This window comes from Sphingobacterium multivorum, from assembly GCF_039511225.1.
Lineage (GTDB): Bacteria > Bacteroidota > Bacteroidia > Sphingobacteriales > Sphingobacteriaceae > Sphingobacterium.
In genome coordinates this window covers 3,609,913-3,627,633 of record NZ_CP154261.1, presented here as the reverse complement: position 1 = coordinate 3,627,633, position 17,721 = coordinate 3,609,913, and the positions used below count along the sequence as shown (strand labels likewise).

Here is a 17,721-nt window from a genome sequence, read left to right as displayed (position 1 = left end):
GTAGTATTTGGTGATTTATTGGTAGGTCATCGCCGCTAAATCCAGCTTAATTTTGTATTAAACTTAATTCATAATAGATGAGAAATAGCGCATTAATAGTCATTGATATTCAAAACGAGTATTTTGAAGATGGCGGAATGGAACTTGTGGATCCCTTAAAGGCAGGGATGAACGCCAGAAGAGTGATCGACCAATTTAGGCGAGAAAAATTACCTGTGGTTCATATCCAACATATTTCCTCAGATCCAAAAGCAATGCCATTCTTTATTGGTGGCACAAGAGCTGCCGAAATTCATGAAAGCGTGAGTCCAATGCCAAACGAGCTAGTAATACGTAAACATTTTCCCAACAGCTTTAGAGAGACAGAATTATTGGATTATCTTCGCAGCAATAAGGTCGAGAAACTTGTTGTCGTAGGCATGATGACCCATATGTGTATCGACGCTACGGTACGTGCCGCTGTCGATTTAGGTTTTTCATGTACTGTAATTGCTGATGCCTGTGCAACGCGCGATCTTGAGATTAATGGTTCCGTAGTTGCTGCACTGGATGTTCAGCATGCCTTTCTTGCTGCTTTGGCGTTCTTTTATGCGCAGGTTCAGGATACCAAGACGTACTTGGAACTCTATTGATTTATAGGGAAATCGGGCCATGGGGAGGCCGATCTGCATGGCCCGATTTCCATAGCGACAATTTGTATAGATAATTCAACATTTATTTGAATTCCTGAATAAATGCACTGATGGTTTTTCCAGTTTGAGTTTTGAAAAAACGCATTAAATGATTGGGTTCTGAAAAGTTTAGGTCAAAAGAAATTTGATTAACGGAACGGTCAGAGTGGATCAGCAGATCCTGAATCTCGAATAGTAACCGTTGTCGAAGTAAGTGGGCTGCTGTGGTATTAAACTGTGCCTTAACGGCCTGATTTAGTGTAATCCTACTTATTCCCATAAGTGTCGCATATTCGTTTACCCGTTGTTTCTCCCGAATGAACTGTTCCATAAGTTCTTTGAATTGATAGGCGAAGTTATTTTCCGCTTTTTGGTTCGGAAGCATATTTAAGCGTGCATATTTTCGGTTTAAAGTTTGCAATAGGTAATAAAGTAAAGAACGAATAATATGGACACTATCTGCTTGGGTTTCCATGAGTTCAAGTTTAATTTCGGCGAGAAGACCTAAGAATTTTGACATATGTGTGTCATCTGCTATAATCTGGGGTACATAACTAAGCTGGTAGAAATATAATAGTTTGTATGTGAATAATTTATCCGAAAAGAAATCATTCAAAAAGTCTTCCTGAAAAATCAATGTTGTAAACTCAAGGTGTTCAGGATCCAGTTCCCAGGTATGTTTCTGAAAAGCTGAAATAAAGATAATTGAATTGTCGGACAAGGAGAGGATCTCTTGCCCCAATATCAATCTGCCTTTCGCTTTTTTGAAAAATAGAATTTCAAAAAAGTCTTTATGGTAAGTTTCTTGATGTGTATAATCCGTTTCTATTTCGTTGAGGACATTCAACAAGAAGTCAACACCGCATTCTCCCTTATGGAATTTTATTGTTCTCAATCTAGATTACTTTAATCGATCAAAAATACTAAACTTTATAAGTTAAATCAGCCTAAATACAAATATTATCGTAGCGTTTTATCCCACATGTTTATTCAGGCAGCTGAGCAAGGATTAAGGGTTGGAAGCGAAGAGTTTGGAACAAAGGTTTTCTAATGTTTGGTGTTTTTCAAAATAGTTTTCAAAACAGTTAAAAGACAATAGTTGAGGGGCATGTGAAGACGAGTGAAGCTGAATTTTGAATAGGAGAATAAAATTTTTATGAAAAATGATTTTCATCACTTTTTTGCTGAGAAGAATAAGCTATTTTTACTGCTGTAGTCAGTTATCCAGTGAGATTAATCTTTGGGTTTGACAAAGATTATTTAGCCATAAAAATATATTATTTGGGGGTTTTCTCGTTATGAGAGGCCCCTTAATTATTTTAACAACCTCTATCCTGATGTAAAGGGTTGATGTACTATACCACAAGTTTGGAGTCTTGTTTAAAGAAAATAGGTCTTTTCGATAGCTTTCAATAATTTGCTCGAAAAGACCTCTAAGTATCTTCTTATGACTGGTTAGTAAATTGCATTCTGTGCAGTTAATATAACGGGATAGCCATCGGTAACGAGAATCGTATGTTCGTGTTGTGCCATGAATCCACCCTTGTCCCCAACCATTGTCCAGCCATCGTTGAGTTCGGTTGCGTATGTGGAGGTCGTTGAAATAAAGGTTTCAATAGCAACAACGGTATTTTTTCGAAATCTTCGTTGGTCGAAGCGGTTTTTATAGTTAAGCAGTTCGTCGGGCTCCTCGTGCAGACTTTTTCCTACACCATGTCCCCCAAGGTTCTTGATGACTTTATACCCTCTTTTTTTAGCCTCAGTTTCGATTAGATGCCCAATATCCGCTATTTTCACACCACCACGAATATTATTGATTGCCTTTTGAAGAATTTCTTTCGATGCATTGACCAATTTTTCGTGTTCAAAGATGTCCTTTCCTATAACAAAGGAACAACCATTATCAGCCCAATATCCATCTAATTCGGCAGATACATCGATATTGATCAAATCGCCTTCTTGCAATATCCTTTCCGCCGTAGGTATTCCGTGGCAAAATTCGTTGTTTATACTGATACACGTGTAACCTGGGAAACCATAAGTGAGAGCGGGAGCAGATTTTGCACCCATGCTTTTTAATATTTCGGCTCCATATTCGTCAAGCTCCTTCGTGGACATGCCCACTTGAGCATGTTCTATCATAGCTTTTAAGGTGATGGCAACAGCATCGCTCGCTTTTTGTATGCCTGTTAGCTCAGTTTCATTCGTTATAGACATTGCTGATGTTTTTATTGTGGAGCACGTAAGCCCTGTTTTCTATTTTGTTAAGGTATTACCACCGAGAACAAATGGTTCAAGGTCATTTTGTTATACCCGATGCAAACTAATACAAAGGTCCTAATAAAATTGAATAAAATAGGCATTTGTTTGCGATTAGAAGTAAATGTACAGTATTTTAGCCTTAAAAGTTTAGTAGCAAGTGCTAAATAACAATCTGTTTTTGTCCTAATTTTATTGCCTTAGTTCTTGATTTTGATGTTTAGACATTTATTTTTTTATGTATCTTTACATAACTTTATAAAGTTGCTATTGATCATTTAAACTAGAACAAAATGGCTTTATTGGATACCCTAGAATGGCGTTATGCCACAAAAAAATACGACCCCACAAAAAAGGTCGCTCAGGAAGACTTGGATAAGATTTTGGAGGCAGCACGGATGGCACCTAGCTCTTCTGGACTTCAACAGTTCCGTGTAATTGTGATTACGAATCAGGAATTAAAAGAAAAAATTGTGCCTGTGGCTTGGGGGCAACAAATAGTGGCTGATAGTTCACATCTATTGGTGTTTGCAGGATGGGATAGATACACCGACGAACGCATTGATAAAACCTTCGACAAGATGAATACCTTGAGAGGTTTACCTTTAGACACCACTGACGAGTATAAAAATAGGCTGAAAGGCCAATTAGCAAGTTTTACAGAAGAACAACAAGCGGCACATGCGGCGAAGCAAGCTTATATTGCTTTTGGTTTGGCAATTGCACAGGCAGCAGAACTAGGCGTTGATGCAACGCCTATGGAGGGTTTTTCAAATGCCGAATTGGATGAATTACTTGGTTTAGATAAGCTAGGATTGAAGAGTGCTGTTATGCTTCCGTTGGGTTATCGGATGGAAGAACAAGATTGGTTGTTGAAGCTGAAAAAATTTAGACTTCCAAAAGAGGAATTTTTGATTGAGCTCGCATAAATTGTAGTTCACGTTAAAAAAAGCGTTTCCACCATTGTCGAAACGCTTTTTTATAGAAAAATATTTTTAAAATTGATAGGCAACACTTCCAAGTATATTTCTAGGCATTTGCGGGTTTACCGTTGTCCATCCTTTGAAATAAGTTTGATTTCCTAAATTGTTTGCTTTGAAGGCGAATTCAAAATGTTTAAATCCATAAGATAGACTCGCGTTCAGGAGTGTGTAAGACGGAAGGGTAAATGTGCCAGTTGCAACACTATTGGTAATTACATTTTCACTTGCATAATTCATGCCGATACCAAATCCTAGTCCTTTTAGTTTTCCTTGCTGTAAGCTATAGTTTGCCCAGATGTTGGAAAGATGTTTAGGCCCAGCTTCTGTCGGACGTAGGTTGTTGACATTCTTGTCTGCTTTAGTCATCTTACTATTGTTATAACTATAGCTCATAATGAGGTTTAGACCTTGAATAGGGGCCAATGTTACATCAAAGTCAACTCCCCGGCTCAAGCGCGTGCCGTCCTGTACACTAATATTATAGGTTTGTCCGTCAATGGTGACTATGTCAGGACGAAGCATATTATCTACTGAAATGTCATAGTAACTTGCTGTCAGGCCTAATTTGTTGTTTAAAAGGTCTAATTTGACTCCGGCTTCCCATTGTTTGGCTTGTTGGGGCTTGAAGTCTCCCGAGATGCTGGGATGTGGCTGTACAACTGGAGATACATTTTTAAATCCATTTTGATAATTGGCGAATAGTGATACCTGACCTTTTACAGCTTCATAAACCAAGCCGAAACGGGGTGAGAAAGCAGTCTGATGATAAGTCCCAGTCGTTGTGTCTTTATCGAAGTTGTAGGTTCCTTTATTATCAAAATAATCCATACGCAACGCTAGGTTTAGATGTAGCTGCGATGTGAGATCTAATACATTTGAAACATAGGCTCCCAATACTTGATTTCGACCTCTATTGTTCGTTTTGGCTGCCGTTGAAGCGCTTATGGCTGCGTCAATGGTTCCTGCATTAAATTTATAGTAATCTGGATCATCTATTGCTGTGTTGATCTGGTCTACAAGGACATAGGGCGAATTATGTGTTTCTGTTTGTTGGTATAAATAATCCAGACCGACAAGTAGTCTATTGCGAAGCTCACCGATATGAAAATCACCAATAAAGTTCTGTTGAGCATTGATATTTTTTGCAGCATAATTTTGTTTACCAGCATATCTGTTAATAAGTGTGTCATTGCTGTTTTGTAGGTACATCACATATTGAAAGTAGCCATCGGCCTTCCGGTTGTTCCAGTTTACAGTGGTATTGGACGTCCACCGCTCATTAAACCGGTACACTACATTTCCGCGGAGGTTGGTGGTTGGGTTTTTGAATGTGACGTCGTTAGCAGTATAGGACTTATCAAAATCGAATTGGAGTGCCTCGGGGGTTCTGGCAAATAATTGACGTGAACGATTGAGAAAAACCATCAGTGGATTAGTAGCCTTGTTTTGGTAAAGTTCAACATCGAGTTGGATATCCAGTTTCTCGTTTGGTTTATAGGTTAGTGAAGGTGTAATAAACACCGACTTATTAAATCCTGCGTCTTGATAGGTACCTGTATGGGATAATGCTGTATTGATTCGTCCGAGCAATTTTTTATCTGCTGTTAATGGGCCATATATATCTGCCGTAAGGCGATGTTGTGCGAAACTTCCAAAAATATAATTTACCCGACCGCCCACGGTATCTAAAGGTTTTTTCGTGATATTATTGATTAATCCACCGAAACCAACAGCCGCACCGCCATATAATGAACCAGAGGGCCCTTTAATCACTTCAATTGTTTCGAGATTCGCAGGGTCTGGACTTGTACTGGAAATACCGACTACACCATTAATCATGGCAGCCTGCGTACTAAAACCGCGCAACGTGTAGTAACTAACACCGTCTCCGGGCCGTCCAGTCGCCGACCAAAGCTTATCAATTCCTGAAACGTTGGCTAATGCATCATCATAATTTGTATTCACCTGACTTTTTAGCAACTCTTTGGTAACGACAGCATACGACTGTGCGTTCTCCATATTTTTCAGTGGCATTTTGGAAACATATAAACTCTGTTTCCGTGTGAATTTGTTATTTCCTTTACCATTAATAACGATCTCTTGCAGTGTCGATTGATTTTCAATTAAGTAAATATCAGGAACCCTATTTTTACCATCCGTAATTTCGACTTCCTGCTCATGTGGTTGAATACCTATGGCTGAGATGGCTAATTTTGCCTGACCCGGCTTAAGTGATTTAAATTGATATGAACCATTAGATCGTGTAGAAGTTGTTATGTTTTGCGGTTGTAGTCTGACGGTTATCCCTTCAATGGGCTTTCCGTCGGACGAAAGAATTTTACCCAGTATTTCTGCTTTGTGCTGTGCTTGCGCAAGTAGAGCTCCTGGTACAAGCAACATAAGGTAGATGATGATGCGATTCATTGAATGTTTTATTTAGATTAATTATAAACAGAGATAAAGTTATTGGTCCTATTGCATTTTTCAAAGGATTATCTGTTATTTTTTTATAATCATTCTAAATAATGTAATGTAACAATGCAAAGAGCCCAAATTATCGCTTTGGATGATTTGGGCTCTTTGCATTGTTTGCACGCTATCAGTTGACTTAAATTGATTGTATCGGTACTGTGTAATGTGTTTTTTTAATTTGGTAAGGCAAATCCATTGTTTTTATAGGCTACATAAGTTGACTGTTTGTCCCTTTTTTAATTTCACATATTGTATGGTGTTATCTCTCTGTATGAGCTTCCTAGTGCTGATGTGCATGAGTGCCTTGGGTTCAAAAATTCGAAAGCTACCGTCTTCGGTAGCAGTTATTTTCAGCAGAACAATTTTATCTTCTTTTTTTTCAGCGCTTACGATAAATCCACCCATCGTTCTCAAATTTTTGAAAGATGCTGTTGCCCATTCAGCAGGTAAAGCCGGAAAAACTTCTACATAGTTATTTTTGCTCTGAATGAGCAATTCGTGTATTCCTTGTGCAAATGCAAAGTTACCTTCTAAGGTAAATGGTCGATACGTAAAGTCTGAATATTGCCCGCCTTTTTGGTCACCATTCAAATGAAAGGAATTGGAGGAACAAAAGTTCTGCGCAAATTTTCGAAGATTGGTTACGGCTTCCTTTCCTTGTTTAGCGCGCGCGTGTAAACAAGCCATCCATGCAAAGGAATAACCAACCCACGCACGTGTACCCAGTTTTTCAATGTGATTTAGGGAGCTCTCAATGAGTTCTTTTTCCTGCGGATTATTGATGTCTAATAAATCCAATGGATAAATTGCCATATAGGGAGACATATGACGGTGGGAATGTTTCATTGGAAGATTTACAGCAACTTGTAGCCCAGTTTCATCGGCCGCATAGTGAGGTAGTTGCGCCTTGCATTTTAACCAATTCTCTGCTTCTTGCGGTTTGCCCATTGCTGTACTCACCTCTGTAGCAGCCTGGAAAAGAAAATGCGCTAAACTAAGATCGAAATTAGTCCAATTGTCAAACCATGCTGATACACTATTGTCGTTGTATTCGGGACTGCTGCTCAAGGGCAGGTAACGGCGTTCATTTTTTAGTGTGGTTATATTTTTAAGGTAAGTTGCAGATTCCATGATATAGGGATAGGCTTGTTCTTTTAGAAAGGTTTTATCCATGCTATATTTCCATTGCCAATAAAAATGCTGGGCCGCCCATGCACCAATAGTAGGAGAAAGAGAATACTGAATCCATCCACCCATAGGGTCTCCATTTAACGTGAGGACACCGGGTACATTCAGCCCATCGACACCAAAATATTGCTTTGTAAAGTCCTTGTTTTTTTTGCGGATCTTCCAGAGCCAATCCGTATAGCTTTTGGCTTCGGCCAATCTATTTCCCGAATAGGCTGGCCAGTAGCTTAATTGTGTATTAAGGTCATTGTGAAAGTCGCCTTTCCAAGGAGGAAGACCACCATTATCCGCCGTCCACACGGCCTGAAGCGTAATTGCTGGAGCACCTTCTCTTGCGACAGCACCGAGTTTATACATATCAAGATAATATTGTTTTTCGAGATTTTTATCAGGAATGGTTATACTTGATTTGGACCAATAGTTTGACCACCACTGCAAATGGCTTGCTTTTTCTTCGGTGTATTTTTTGAGAGAAAGTGCAGAAGGGCTTGCCTTTTGATCATTGACGATTGTCCAATAACCAATCAGCTTTTTAGCTGATATTTTTTCCCACCTCAATACAACTTCAAAAAAATGATCATCATACGTTTTTTGGTGCAGCACTTCATAGTTGCTGGTGCGGATTATATTTCCTTGCTTATACCCTAATCTTGCTAAATCTTGACCTTCGACAACGCTTTTGTTTTCGTCTTTGTTTGCGTTATTTTCATATTGATGTGGAATTAATTGAGGTAAAAGGTCACTAACATTGTTTCCTGTGATTTCAAAATAGCCAAATGGTTTATAGGCATGTATGAAGGTTTTTAATATCCTACCATCTTTAAATCTAAGAATATTGGTGGCCTGTTCCAGATCAAGTACGTTTGAAACGACAGTGCCAAATTTCGCCAAGTCAAAAAACAGCGACGCTGCTGGAAGCTTGGTGGGATAGGGGGATCTGTCATAAGGAGCGTCTCCCCACTGTTGTACAATGCCGTAGCTGTTGTTTTTTATTTGTTGTTGGACCCAATTGAAATTGTGGTTTTCTATTGCAAAGGCCTTTCTTTCGTCCCATAGATCTGCGCGATCAAGTGAAAATCGAATCGTATTGTCTTTTTTCCAGATCAGTGCACCCAATTGACCATTTCCCAAGGGAATGGCTTCATCCCATCGCGAAGCCAAGTGATCGAAATGGAGGTTGTTGTCAGGTGTTGGTTGCCCGAAAGAGAACAGGGTAAACGAACAGCATAGTATTAAATAAAGATATTTCATAATTGAAAGGGTTAGCTTGTAAATTTAAAACTCTGGATGGGGAGGTACTGACACTATTGTTACTTTTTTGCATACTATTTTAGCAAAGCGATGGCCCTGATCCTGGAATCACGTTTAAGCAAATTTAATTGAGATGTATACAGTGTATGAAATCAAAAAAGTGAGTTCGTATCGAAATTGTTATACTTTTTGAGACAAAAGAATATGGTATAAAAGTACCGTTTTTAGGGTCTGCAGTTTAACCGAAAAAAGTACATCATGCTGTTTTAAATCAATCTTTTGAGCAAGTGGGAATATAGTATCCAGAAAATCTTGCAAGAGCAAAGGGTAATATTGTTTATGTTTCTGTTAATCCAGTTTTAGTATAATCCAGTGTTGTTATCTAATTTTATCCTACTCGAAACTAGCACATTTATCGGATAGTTTCGGCTCCACTTAACGAAAAAAACAATCATTATTTATTTCGTTGTAGTGCATAAACCTAAAATATTATAGAGTAGATATATCCCAATGCTATGAGAAAAAAGATTGTGGTGCTAACATTATTGGCGCTTGTGCTTATTGGTACGAGCATTTTGACCTTTGGAAAGAAAGAGCCAATTGATTTTAGCGCTGATGTTAAACCGATATTGAATAGACATTGTATCACATGCCATGGTGGGGTTAAAAAAAATGGCGGACTAAGTTTTCTTTTTGAAAATGAGGCCTTCGCCAAAGCCGAGTCTGGCAAACCAGCAATTATTCGTGGCGATGGCGAACATAGTGAACTGGTAAAGAGACTGATTTCCGATGACCCTGAATTGCGTATGCCTTACAATGCCCCTAAACTGAACGATGATGAAATTGATATACTCAAAAGATGGATCGATGAAGGTGCCAAATGGGGAGAGCATTGGGCATATACAACGCCCAAGGAGACTGAGGTACCTAAACCTTTTTCATTGCTCGGTATATTTGGTGTCAAACCTAAAGGGGTGAATAATACGATTGATTTTTTTGTTTTGGATAAAATGAAAGAGAAGAAATTATCCTTTGCTGATGAGGCCGATAAAGCACTGTTGCTACGGAGAGTGTATTTAGATCTGATTGGTATTCCACCCACGTTGGCAGAAATTCAAGCCTTTGAAGCAGATCAGCGTGATGATGCTTATACCTTGCGTGTAGATAGTTTGTTAGCGTCGCAGAAATATGGCGAAAAGTGGGCGAGTTGGTGGTTGGATATGGCGCGATATGCAGATACGAAGGGTTACGAGAAGGATGGTTCGCGCACGATATGGTCCTATCGGGATTGGGTCATTAAGGCCCTGAACAAGGATATGCCTTATGATGAATTTACGATTGAACAGCTCGCTGGGGATTTGCTCCCGGAGCCAACCAAGGATCAACTTATCGCAACCGCCTTCCATCGCAATACCATGAATAATGATGAAGGGGGGACCGATAGTGAGGAATTTAGGATGGCTGCGGTTTTGGATCGCTTAAATACAACCTATCAAGTATGGTTGAGTACAACCTTCGAATGCGTGCAATGCCATAGTCATACTTATGATCCCTTTAAATTTGAAGAGTATTATAAATCGTTAGCTTTTTTTAACAACACCAGAGATGAAGACACCCAAGGTGACCATCCTAAACTTCGTTTTTATACGGCACAAGATGAAAAGCGAATTGACAGTATAAAAAGGTGGTTGTCGACGACAGGAAATGCAAGCTTGGTAAAATCAACAGATCTATTCCTTCACACTCTTGAACCCAAAATACATGCGCATTACAGCGATCAAATAGTAGATGGTGCGCTTTATGATACGAAATGGTTGGGGGTTAGAACTGGAGGATCGGCTCGGTTAAGGGCAATAAACTTGGATAATAAACAGCAATTTTTTATGAATTTCTGGACAGGCGCGGTAGGTGGAAAATTAGAAATTCACGTGGATAAACCTACAGGACCAATTCTCGCCGTTATTGATTTGCCGAGTACAAATGGAAGACAGGTTATTCAGTCTCCCATACTCCCGACTCGCGGTGTACATGACTTATATCTGGTTTTCAAAAATCCATCTGTGGCGCATGGGCAGCCGATCTGCATGATTGAATGGTTTGCATTTCGTGAGAACTTTCCACATGAAAAGTCACTGGATAATATGAATTTTCAAAAGACTTTTCTCCAGTTGGTCAACATGCAACCCGAAGGTGTGCCAATCATGATTGAAAATCCCAAAGACATGCATCGTAAAACAAATGTATTTATACGTGGTAACCGTCTGTCTCTGGGGGCGGAAGTACAGCCTACAGTTCCGGCTTCACTGAATAGTTTCCCGAAAGGCGCTCCGCGCAACCGTCTGGGGTTTGCGCAGTGGATTGTCAGTAAGGAAAACCCCTTGACAGCACGAACCTTAGTTAATCGCGTATGGGCACAGCTATTTGGCCGGGGCCTAGTTGAACCATTGGGAGATATGGGCACTCAGAGTATCCCGCCAATTCACCGAGAGTTATTGGATTACCTTGCCCTAGATCTGATGAATACCAAAAAGTGGAGCGTTAAAAAACTGATCCGCGAGATTGTCTTATCCGGAACGTATAAGCAGTCCTCTAGCTTGAACAATTCCAGTTTTGAGAAGGATCCACAGAATTATTATTTGGCAAGGGGACCTCGGTTTAGATTATCTGCCGAGCAGATTCGTGACCAAGCTTTAGCTGTAAGTGGATTGCTCAGCAACAAAATGTATGGACCAAGTGTAATGCCCTACCAACCTGATGGGGTATGGATGACTGTATATAGCGGTGAGTCCTGGGTGAAAAGTGCTGGAGAAGATCAATACCGAAGGGGCATCTATACGTTTTTAAAGCGTACGAGTCCTTATCCGTCTTTTGTTTCTTTTGATGCTTCTAGTAGGGAGGTTTGTTTGGTCGACCGTATTCGCACCAATACACCGCTGCAAGCGCTTGCCACATTAAATGATCCTGTTTATCTCGAAGCGGCTAAACATCTGGGGGCTATTATGGAGAAAGAGGGAAATGGAAACCTTAGAAATGGTATTCGTGTCGGTTATAGACGTGCCATGTTGAAGGATGCCGATGAAAAGAAACTCAAAGAGCTGGAACATCTTTATCAAAAGGCATTGGTTGATTTCAGCAAAAAGCCTGATTCGGCAGCAAAATTTTTGAATGAAGATTTAGCAAAAAGCAATGTAAAGGTCCTGACTTCAAAAGCTGCCTACATGCTTGTTGCGAATGCAGTGTTGAATTTGGACGAATTTTTAACGAAATCATAAATATTGAAATGATAAATATGGACCGAAACTTCTGAATAAGGACTATCGTATGAAAACGAAGTCTTTTATTGAGAAGGTTAGACCTATAAAATAGTAAGAATATAAACCGAAATGAGCTAAAGCTGCGCACTAAAATTTTAGAGACACAGCCCGTTCATACGTAATGATAGTCAGATGAAAGACCTAAATAAGCTAATAAAAGAAGCTCAACAATTTGAATTGCAGGCTGTCACCAGAAGACATTTTCTAAAAGATTGTGTGGCCGGTATCGGCGGTATTGCTTTGGGGAGTTTGTTAACGAGTTGTAATGGATGGGGACAGTCAAAATCAGCAGAAAAGTTGGATCTGAATGCACTCAATCCACTTGTGCCCAAGCCACCTCATTTCCCAGGTAAGGCTAAAAATGTCATTTACCTGCATATGGCTGGCGCTCCATCACAATTGGAGTTATTTGATTACAAGCCTGCCTTGCAGAAATTACATAATCAACCTTGTCCGGAGTCCTTGCTTGCAGGAAAGAAATTTGCTTTTATTCGTGGGATTCCAAAAATGCTGGGACCACAGGCTACTTTTAAACAGTATGGAGCAAGTGGGGCTTGGGTATCAGATCATTTGCCTCATTTTAGTAAAGTCGTTGATGAAGTGAGTTTTCTGAAGGCTGTGCATACCGATCAGTTCAATCACGGCCCGGCCCAATTGTTTATGCATACAGGAAGTGCCCGTCTCGGTCGCCCTAGCATTGGTTCATGGGTAACTTATGGTCTGGGATCTGAAAATAGCAATTTACCCGGTTTTGTTGTGTTAACATCGGGAGGTAAAACGCCTGATGCTGGTAAAAGTGTCTGGGGAAGTGGATTTTTACCATCGGTATACCAAGGCGTTCAATGTCGTTCAAAGGGTGATCCCGTATTGTACATTGCCGATCCTGAAGGAATGGGAAGGGATATGAAGCGTGATTTGATTGACGCCATTAATAACGTCAACAAAACAGAATACGATACCTTTAAAGACCCCGAAACCTTGTCGCGGATCGCACAATATGAGATGGCTTATAAAATGCAGGTAGCCGTACCTGAAGTGATGGACATCAATAATGAACCGGCTTATATTCACGAATTGTACGGAACAGAGCCTGGTAAGGAATCGTTCGCCAATAATTGCCTATTGGCTCGGAAACTCGTAGAACAAGGGGTACGATTCGTTCAGTTATTTGATTGGGGCTGGGACAGTCACGGTACTAATCCAGCAGATTCGATTGATCTCGGTTTTAGAAATAAATGCCGAGAGATTGATCGACCTATGACCGCATTGATTATGGATCTAAAGCAACGTGGTTTGCTGGAAGAAACACTGGTGGTGTGGGGCGGGGAATTTGGGCGCACACCGATGCAAGAAAATAGGGACAACAGCGACATGCCATTCCTGGGACGTGATCATCATACCGATGCCTATACCATCTGGATGGCAGGTGGAGGAGTTCGTAATGGTATAAGTTACGGTCAAACCGATGATATCGGGTTCGCCGGGGTAGAAGGGCGTAGTTCTGTACACGATGTCCATGCGACCATGCTTCATCTTTTGGGTTTTGATCATGAGAAATTTACATACGATTTTCAGGGAAGGCCATTCCGATTGACAGATGTGGAGGGTGAACTAATTCAAGCTATAATTTAAAAAAATGAAACAAATTCTAGTATTAATTTTATTTATGAGCAGTTTTCTATCCATGACTGCCCAGCAGTTGCACATTAAATATTATTGCACCAATTGGGGAAATAATGATTCCTGGGATACGTTCTGTCTCCGTGTGAAAAATGCAGGTTACGATGGTGTTGAATCTTGGTTACCTGGTAGTCCCAAAGAGCGCAAAGAGATGATCGATGCATTACATAAACATGGATTGAGTTTAGGGTTACTTTCAGGGGGATCTGGTGGAACTTATGAGGAATATAAAGAAAGTTTTAAGCGTAATTTGAATGAAGCAGCACAGCTGAAACCCGATTATATTAATTGCCATACAGGTAAAGATTATTACTCGTTTGAACAGAACAAAACATTGATTGAGCTTGCTGATGCAGCTAAAAATAAGTACCATATCCCCGTTTATCATGAGACTCATCGCGGAAGATTTAGTTTTGCAGCCCATGTAACAAAAGAATATTTAGAGAAGATTCCGACGTTACAACTTGCGTTGGATATTTCGCATTGGTGCAATGTACACGAATCAATGCTTTCTGATCAGACCGAGGCTGTAACAAAGGCACTTTCTAGAACTGAGCACATTCATGCACGCATTGGGCATCCCGAAGGACCACAAGTCAACGACCCCGCCGCTCCCGAATGGAAGAGTATTGTTGCACAACATTTGGCTTGGTGGGATAAAGTTGTTGCTAACCACAAGGAAAATGGGATGAAGTTATTAACCATAACAACCGAGTTTGGCCCAGCGGGTTATTTACCCACATTGCCATTTACACAACAACCGGTGGCCGATCAGTGGTCAATCAATGTCTATATGTTGCATTTACTCAAAGACAGATATAAAGAATGATGGTTTTCTTTGATGAATTATTGGGCTTTTCGGGACGATTTCATCCTCTTTTGGTCCACCTACCGATCGGCATATTGTTGTTGGCTTTTGTTATGGCAATTATTGCGCAGTTTAAAGGCGGAGCTATGTATTTGCCTGCTATTAAGCTCTCCTTATTCCTAGGGACTATAGCCGCCATAGTGGCTGCTTTATCGGGTTATCTGCTTTCACGAAATGGAGGTTATGAGGAGGATGTACTGAGCTATCACAAGTGGTTAGGAATTGTCGTGGCGTTGAGCAGCTTATTATTGTGGTTTCTCTATCGTAAAGAATCTTCTGCTGCATTTCGCTTTTGGCTTTTTTTTCTCGTAGTAATCATGATTGGGGTCACTGGACACTATGGTGGAACATTGACGCATGGAAAGGGCTACTTTGTCGAAGCTATGCCAGTGGCACTAAAAAAGCTGTTTAAAACGGAAGAAGACAAAGAGGAGGTTCTTATCGTTCAAAATGCACAGGAAGCAGATGCCTATAATGGAATTATTCAACCTATTCTTAAACAGCGTTGTCAAAGCTGCCATGGGAAAAAAAAGCAGGAAGGGGGGCTGGCATTGGATACAAAAGAGAATTTGTTAAAAGGAGGAGAGAATGGCACAGTACTGCATGCAAGCGATTCGAAAAAGAGTGAATTATATGCCAGGTTGGTATTACCTGAGGGACATAAGAAGCGAATGCCACCTAAAGGTCGTACGCCGATAACTCCTGATCAGATCAGACTGATTGCCTGGTGGATAGATCAAGGAGCCAATTTTGATAAAAAAGTGCGTGAAATACCACAAACGGAGGAAATCGCTCATTTGTTGAAAAAATTGGAAACAGGGGAAAAAGACACTCCATCGGTATTATATGCAGATTTACCTGCAGCGCCAGCTTTGCCAAAAGATAAAATCGATGCTTGGCAGGCTAAGGGTATTAAGATCATCCAAGTTGCAAAAGATAATAACTTTGTGTTGGTTAATGCCATTAATTATCCTCAATTTAATGATAAGGACCTACAGGAATTATTAAGTATTAAGGATAATATTGTACAGCTGAAATTAGGAAATACAGCTGTTACAGATCTTGCTTTCTCAACATTTTCTGCAATGCCGAGTCTTTCCCGCCTACATCTGGAAAATACAGAAATTTCCGATGCCGGATTGAGCCAGTTGAAAGGTCTGTCAAAATTAACGTATTTAAATCTGACGGGAACAAAAGTTACCTCAAAAGGTCTGTCAAAACTGAACGACCTTCCGAGTTTAAAAAACGTCTATCTCTATAAAACCGCAAATCAGGAAGTCGCTACGATAAAGCAGCTGAACGCTAAGATTAAGGCAGATACCGGTAATTATAGTTTGCCTTTTATTGAAACCGATACAATCAGGTTTTGAGCTGTTGTTGGAATTGCTGGCTATACGCTGGAAATCCGCAATCCGAATGAAATATTATTGTATAATTTAACGATTGGGTAAGACGGGAAAGTTATTAAGGAACATAAACAGGATATCTTAGCAGATACGAAGCGAATGTATAAGGGGAATGATACAAAATGCGCTAGAGTGGGATAGGAGGAATAGGAATAGGAATAGGAATAGGAATAGGAATAGGAATAGGAATAGGAATAGGAATAGGAATAGGAATAGGAATAGGAATAGGAATGCGGAGGTGACGATTTCAAATAAAAGAGCAGCAAGGAATTTCCTGCTGCTCTTTTTACATCACGATAAGCTGTTTTTATTTCGTGCCAGCACCTTCTAATAACTCGATGGCATCGTAAAGGACACCTGCTTCACCTCTAAAAGTTCCAGAGCCCTCTGGTTTGTTATCTTTTGTGTACCATTCATAAAATCCTTTGTTTTTGATAACACGGGCAAGCATCGGCTGTATTTGCGCATAAGCTTCCTGTTGAAAGCCATTTTTAACAAGCTGCTGAATCATACGACCACCAAACCAAGTCCAGTCCCCACCATTTTGATAACCGTAAGGATACATGCCTTTGTTCTTAAACGAGCCTGCCGGATAAGTCGGGTACACAGTAAGTCCAATTGTTGCTGCACCAGCATCTTTTACATTTTTAATCATTTTATCCAATGAAACTTTTATTTGCTCTTTGCTGAGCAAATTAGCCTCAATAGCAATTGCTGTTCCACCATGATAATAGATTTGATTTTCATCAAAATCAGCCGCAAAAGGAGAGCCTTTGATATAAATATGGGGAATAAACTTTTGGTTCTTTTCATCCCAAAGGTGTTTCATGGTATTACTTGCTATAGACGCTCTGATTTTTCCCCACTTTTCTTTTTTCTCAGGGAAAAGATCCATGTAATTGTCAAGCGCGATCAAAAACATTGCATTGTCGTAGATGTCCAAAGCAATATGCGAATTTTCATCGAGGTGGACACCCCAATCGTGTTCAGGTTGAACGTCACCCCAATCGACCGTAGTTGCGCCCCAAAGTAAACCATAAGTAGCATTATAACGTTTGTCCAATAAAAATTGTAAAGCATGCTCCATGCGATCCTTTACAGTCGCATTTCCAATTTTTTCATCGAGAAAAGCCTTATCTTTCGTTGCAACGATATATTTATGTACCGCTTGGATCAAAGAAGACTCCTGGTCCGTTTCAACTGTATTTTTGTGTGCTGCATAATCAGGAGCTAAGGGACTAGTGATGGTATAATAGTCCGATACGCCATTTTTTAAGCTGGATTTTTTGACAAAACCATCGGCAATATTACCATCAGAACCTTGTAGCTTAAAAAACAAAGCTAATTGATCTTTGATCTGTTCATGGGGATGGACTTTTGTCGCTAAGGTGATAAATGTATTGTAATCTCTAATCCACACCTCACTGTATCCATCCCCCGCATTGAATCCACTTTTAATGACGTTCGTAGCCATATCTTTGACAAGATTGAAGCTGCTGTCTTTTTGGATGCTGTCCTGTAAATTGTTTGTCGAAACCTTACCGCCAGCATTTTGGCAGGACAGTAATAGGAGAGACGAAGATAACGCAAAAAATAGAGTTCTCATTGTGCTGTTAGTTTATAGTAAAT

11 protein-coding genes are annotated in these 17,721 nt (G+C 40.1%); 6 read left to right on the top strand and 5 right to left on the bottom strand.

Features of this window, described 5'->3' with window-relative positions:
* Positions 1-77 precede the first annotated feature (77 nt).
* A complete protein-coding gene (locus tag AAH582_RS15170) occupies positions 78-632 on the top strand; it encodes a cysteine hydrolase family protein (protein ID WP_343318427.1) in 555 nt (184 codons plus the stop codon).
* A gap of 82 nt (positions 633-714) precedes the next feature.
* On the opposite strand, the gene AAH582_RS15165 is transcribed toward AAH582_RS15170, so the two are convergent.
* Together AAH582_RS15165 and map are read right to left on the bottom strand one after the other, a co-directional pair.
* Entirely contained in the window at positions 715-1,566 is an 852-nt protein-coding gene (locus AAH582_RS15165; RefSeq protein WP_343318426.1) for a helix-turn-helix domain-containing protein, read from the bottom strand.
* Between the two features lie 560 nt (positions 1,567-2,126).
* Complete coding sequence (gene map, locus AAH582_RS15160; protein WP_046674602.1) at positions 2,127-2,888, bottom strand: type I methionyl aminopeptidase; 762 nt, start codon at positions 2,886-2,888, stop codon at positions 2,127-2,129.
* A 335-nt stretch (positions 2,889-3,223) separates the two neighbouring features.
* Here map and AAH582_RS15155 point away from each other — a divergent pair, with 335 nt between their 5' ends.
* Positions 3,224-3,859: an NAD(P)H-dependent oxidoreductase gene (locus AAH582_RS15155; protein ID WP_046674603.1), complete on the top strand. Its 636-nt coding sequence runs from the start codon at positions 3,224-3,226 to the stop codon at positions 3,857-3,859.
* Between the two features lie 66 nt (positions 3,860-3,925).
* Here AAH582_RS15155 and AAH582_RS15150 read toward each other — a convergent pair whose 3' ends face one another.
* Together AAH582_RS15150 and AAH582_RS15145 are read right to left on the bottom strand one after the other, a co-directional pair.
* Positions 3,926-6,337, bottom strand: a complete 2,412-nt coding sequence (locus AAH582_RS15150) for a TonB-dependent siderophore receptor (protein ID WP_343318425.1) — start codon at positions 6,335-6,337, stop codon at positions 3,926-3,928.
* A 249-nt stretch (positions 6,338-6,586) separates the two neighbouring features.
* Positions 6,587-8,824: a glycosyl hydrolase family 95 catalytic domain-containing protein gene (locus tag AAH582_RS15145; RefSeq protein ID WP_343318424.1), complete on the bottom strand. Its 2,238-nt coding sequence runs from the start codon at positions 8,822-8,824 to the stop codon at positions 6,587-6,589.
* Positions 8,825-9,339: 515 nt separating this feature from the next.
* Between AAH582_RS15145 and AAH582_RS15140 the strand changes: the two genes are divergently transcribed.
* The 4 genes from AAH582_RS15140 to AAH582_RS15125 all read left to right on the top strand — a co-directional run bounded on the left by AAH582_RS15140 (position 9,340) and on the right by AAH582_RS15125 (position 16,056).
* A complete protein-coding gene (locus AAH582_RS15140) occupies positions 9,340-12,096 on the top strand; it encodes a DUF1553 domain-containing protein (protein ID WP_343318423.1) in 2,757 nt (918 codons plus the stop codon).
* 174 nt (positions 12,097-12,270) lie between these two features.
* On the top strand, positions 12,271-13,770 hold the full coding sequence (locus tag AAH582_RS15135; protein WP_343318422.1) for a DUF1501 domain-containing protein: 1,500 nt from the start codon (positions 12,271-12,273) through the stop codon (positions 13,768-13,770).
* A 4-nt stretch (positions 13,771-13,774) separates the two neighbouring features.
* Positions 13,775-14,647 carry a sugar phosphate isomerase/epimerase family protein gene (locus AAH582_RS15130; protein ID WP_343318421.1) on the top strand — a complete coding sequence of 291 codons (873 nt, stop codon included), beginning with the start codon at positions 13,775-13,777 and terminating at the stop codon, positions 14,645-14,647.
* Positions 14,644-16,056: a c-type cytochrome domain-containing protein gene (locus AAH582_RS15125; RefSeq protein WP_286767091.1), complete on the top strand. Its 1,413-nt coding sequence runs from the start codon at positions 14,644-14,646 to the stop codon at positions 16,054-16,056. Before AAH582_RS15130 ends, AAH582_RS15125 begins: the two co-directional genes overlap by 4 nt.
* A 343-nt stretch (positions 16,057-16,399) precedes the next feature.
* Here AAH582_RS15125 and AAH582_RS15120 read toward each other — a convergent pair whose 3' ends face one another.
* On the bottom strand, positions 16,400-17,698 hold the full coding sequence (locus tag AAH582_RS15120) for a hypothetical protein (RefSeq protein WP_343318420.1): 1,299 nt from the start codon (positions 17,696-17,698) through the stop codon (positions 16,400-16,402).
* Positions 17,699-17,721: the final 23 nt, after the last annotated feature.

What these genes read in the sequence shown, in the direction of transcription:
- AAH582_RS15135 (WP_343318422.1), top strand. Translation starts at nt 12,271, where the DNA reads ATGAAAGACCTAAATAAGCTAATAAAAGAAGCTCAACAATTTGAATTG.
- AAH582_RS15120 (WP_343318420.1), bottom strand. Translation starts at nt 17,698, where the DNA reads ATGAGAACTCTATTTTTTGCGTTATCTTCGTCTCTCCTATTACTGTCC.
- AAH582_RS15140 (WP_343318423.1), top strand. Translation starts at nt 9,340, where the DNA reads ATGAGAAAAAAGATTGTGGTGCTAACATTATTGGCGCTTGTGCTTATT.
- AAH582_RS15145 (WP_343318424.1), bottom strand. Translation starts at nt 8,824, where the DNA reads ATGAAATATCTTTATTTAATACTATGCTGTTCGTTTACCCTGTTCTCT.
- map (WP_046674602.1), bottom strand. Translation starts at nt 2,888, where the DNA reads ATGTCTATAACGAATGAAACTGAGCTAACAGGCATACAAAAAGCGAGC.
- AAH582_RS15150 (WP_343318425.1), bottom strand. Translation starts at nt 6,337, where the DNA reads ATGAATCGCATCATCATCTACCTTATGTTGCTTGTACCAGGAGCTCTA.
- AAH582_RS15125 (WP_286767091.1), top strand. Translation starts at nt 14,644, where the DNA reads ATGATGGTTTTCTTTGATGAATTATTGGGCTTTTCGGGACGATTTCAT.
- AAH582_RS15170 (WP_343318427.1), top strand. Translation starts at nt 78, where the DNA reads ATGAGAAATAGCGCATTAATAGTCATTGATATTCAAAACGAGTATTTT.
- AAH582_RS15155 (WP_046674603.1), top strand. Translation starts at nt 3,224, where the DNA reads ATGGCTTTATTGGATACCCTAGAATGGCGTTATGCCACAAAAAAATAC.
- AAH582_RS15130 (WP_343318421.1), top strand. Translation starts at nt 13,775, where the DNA reads ATGAAACAAATTCTAGTATTAATTTTATTTATGAGCAGTTTTCTATCC.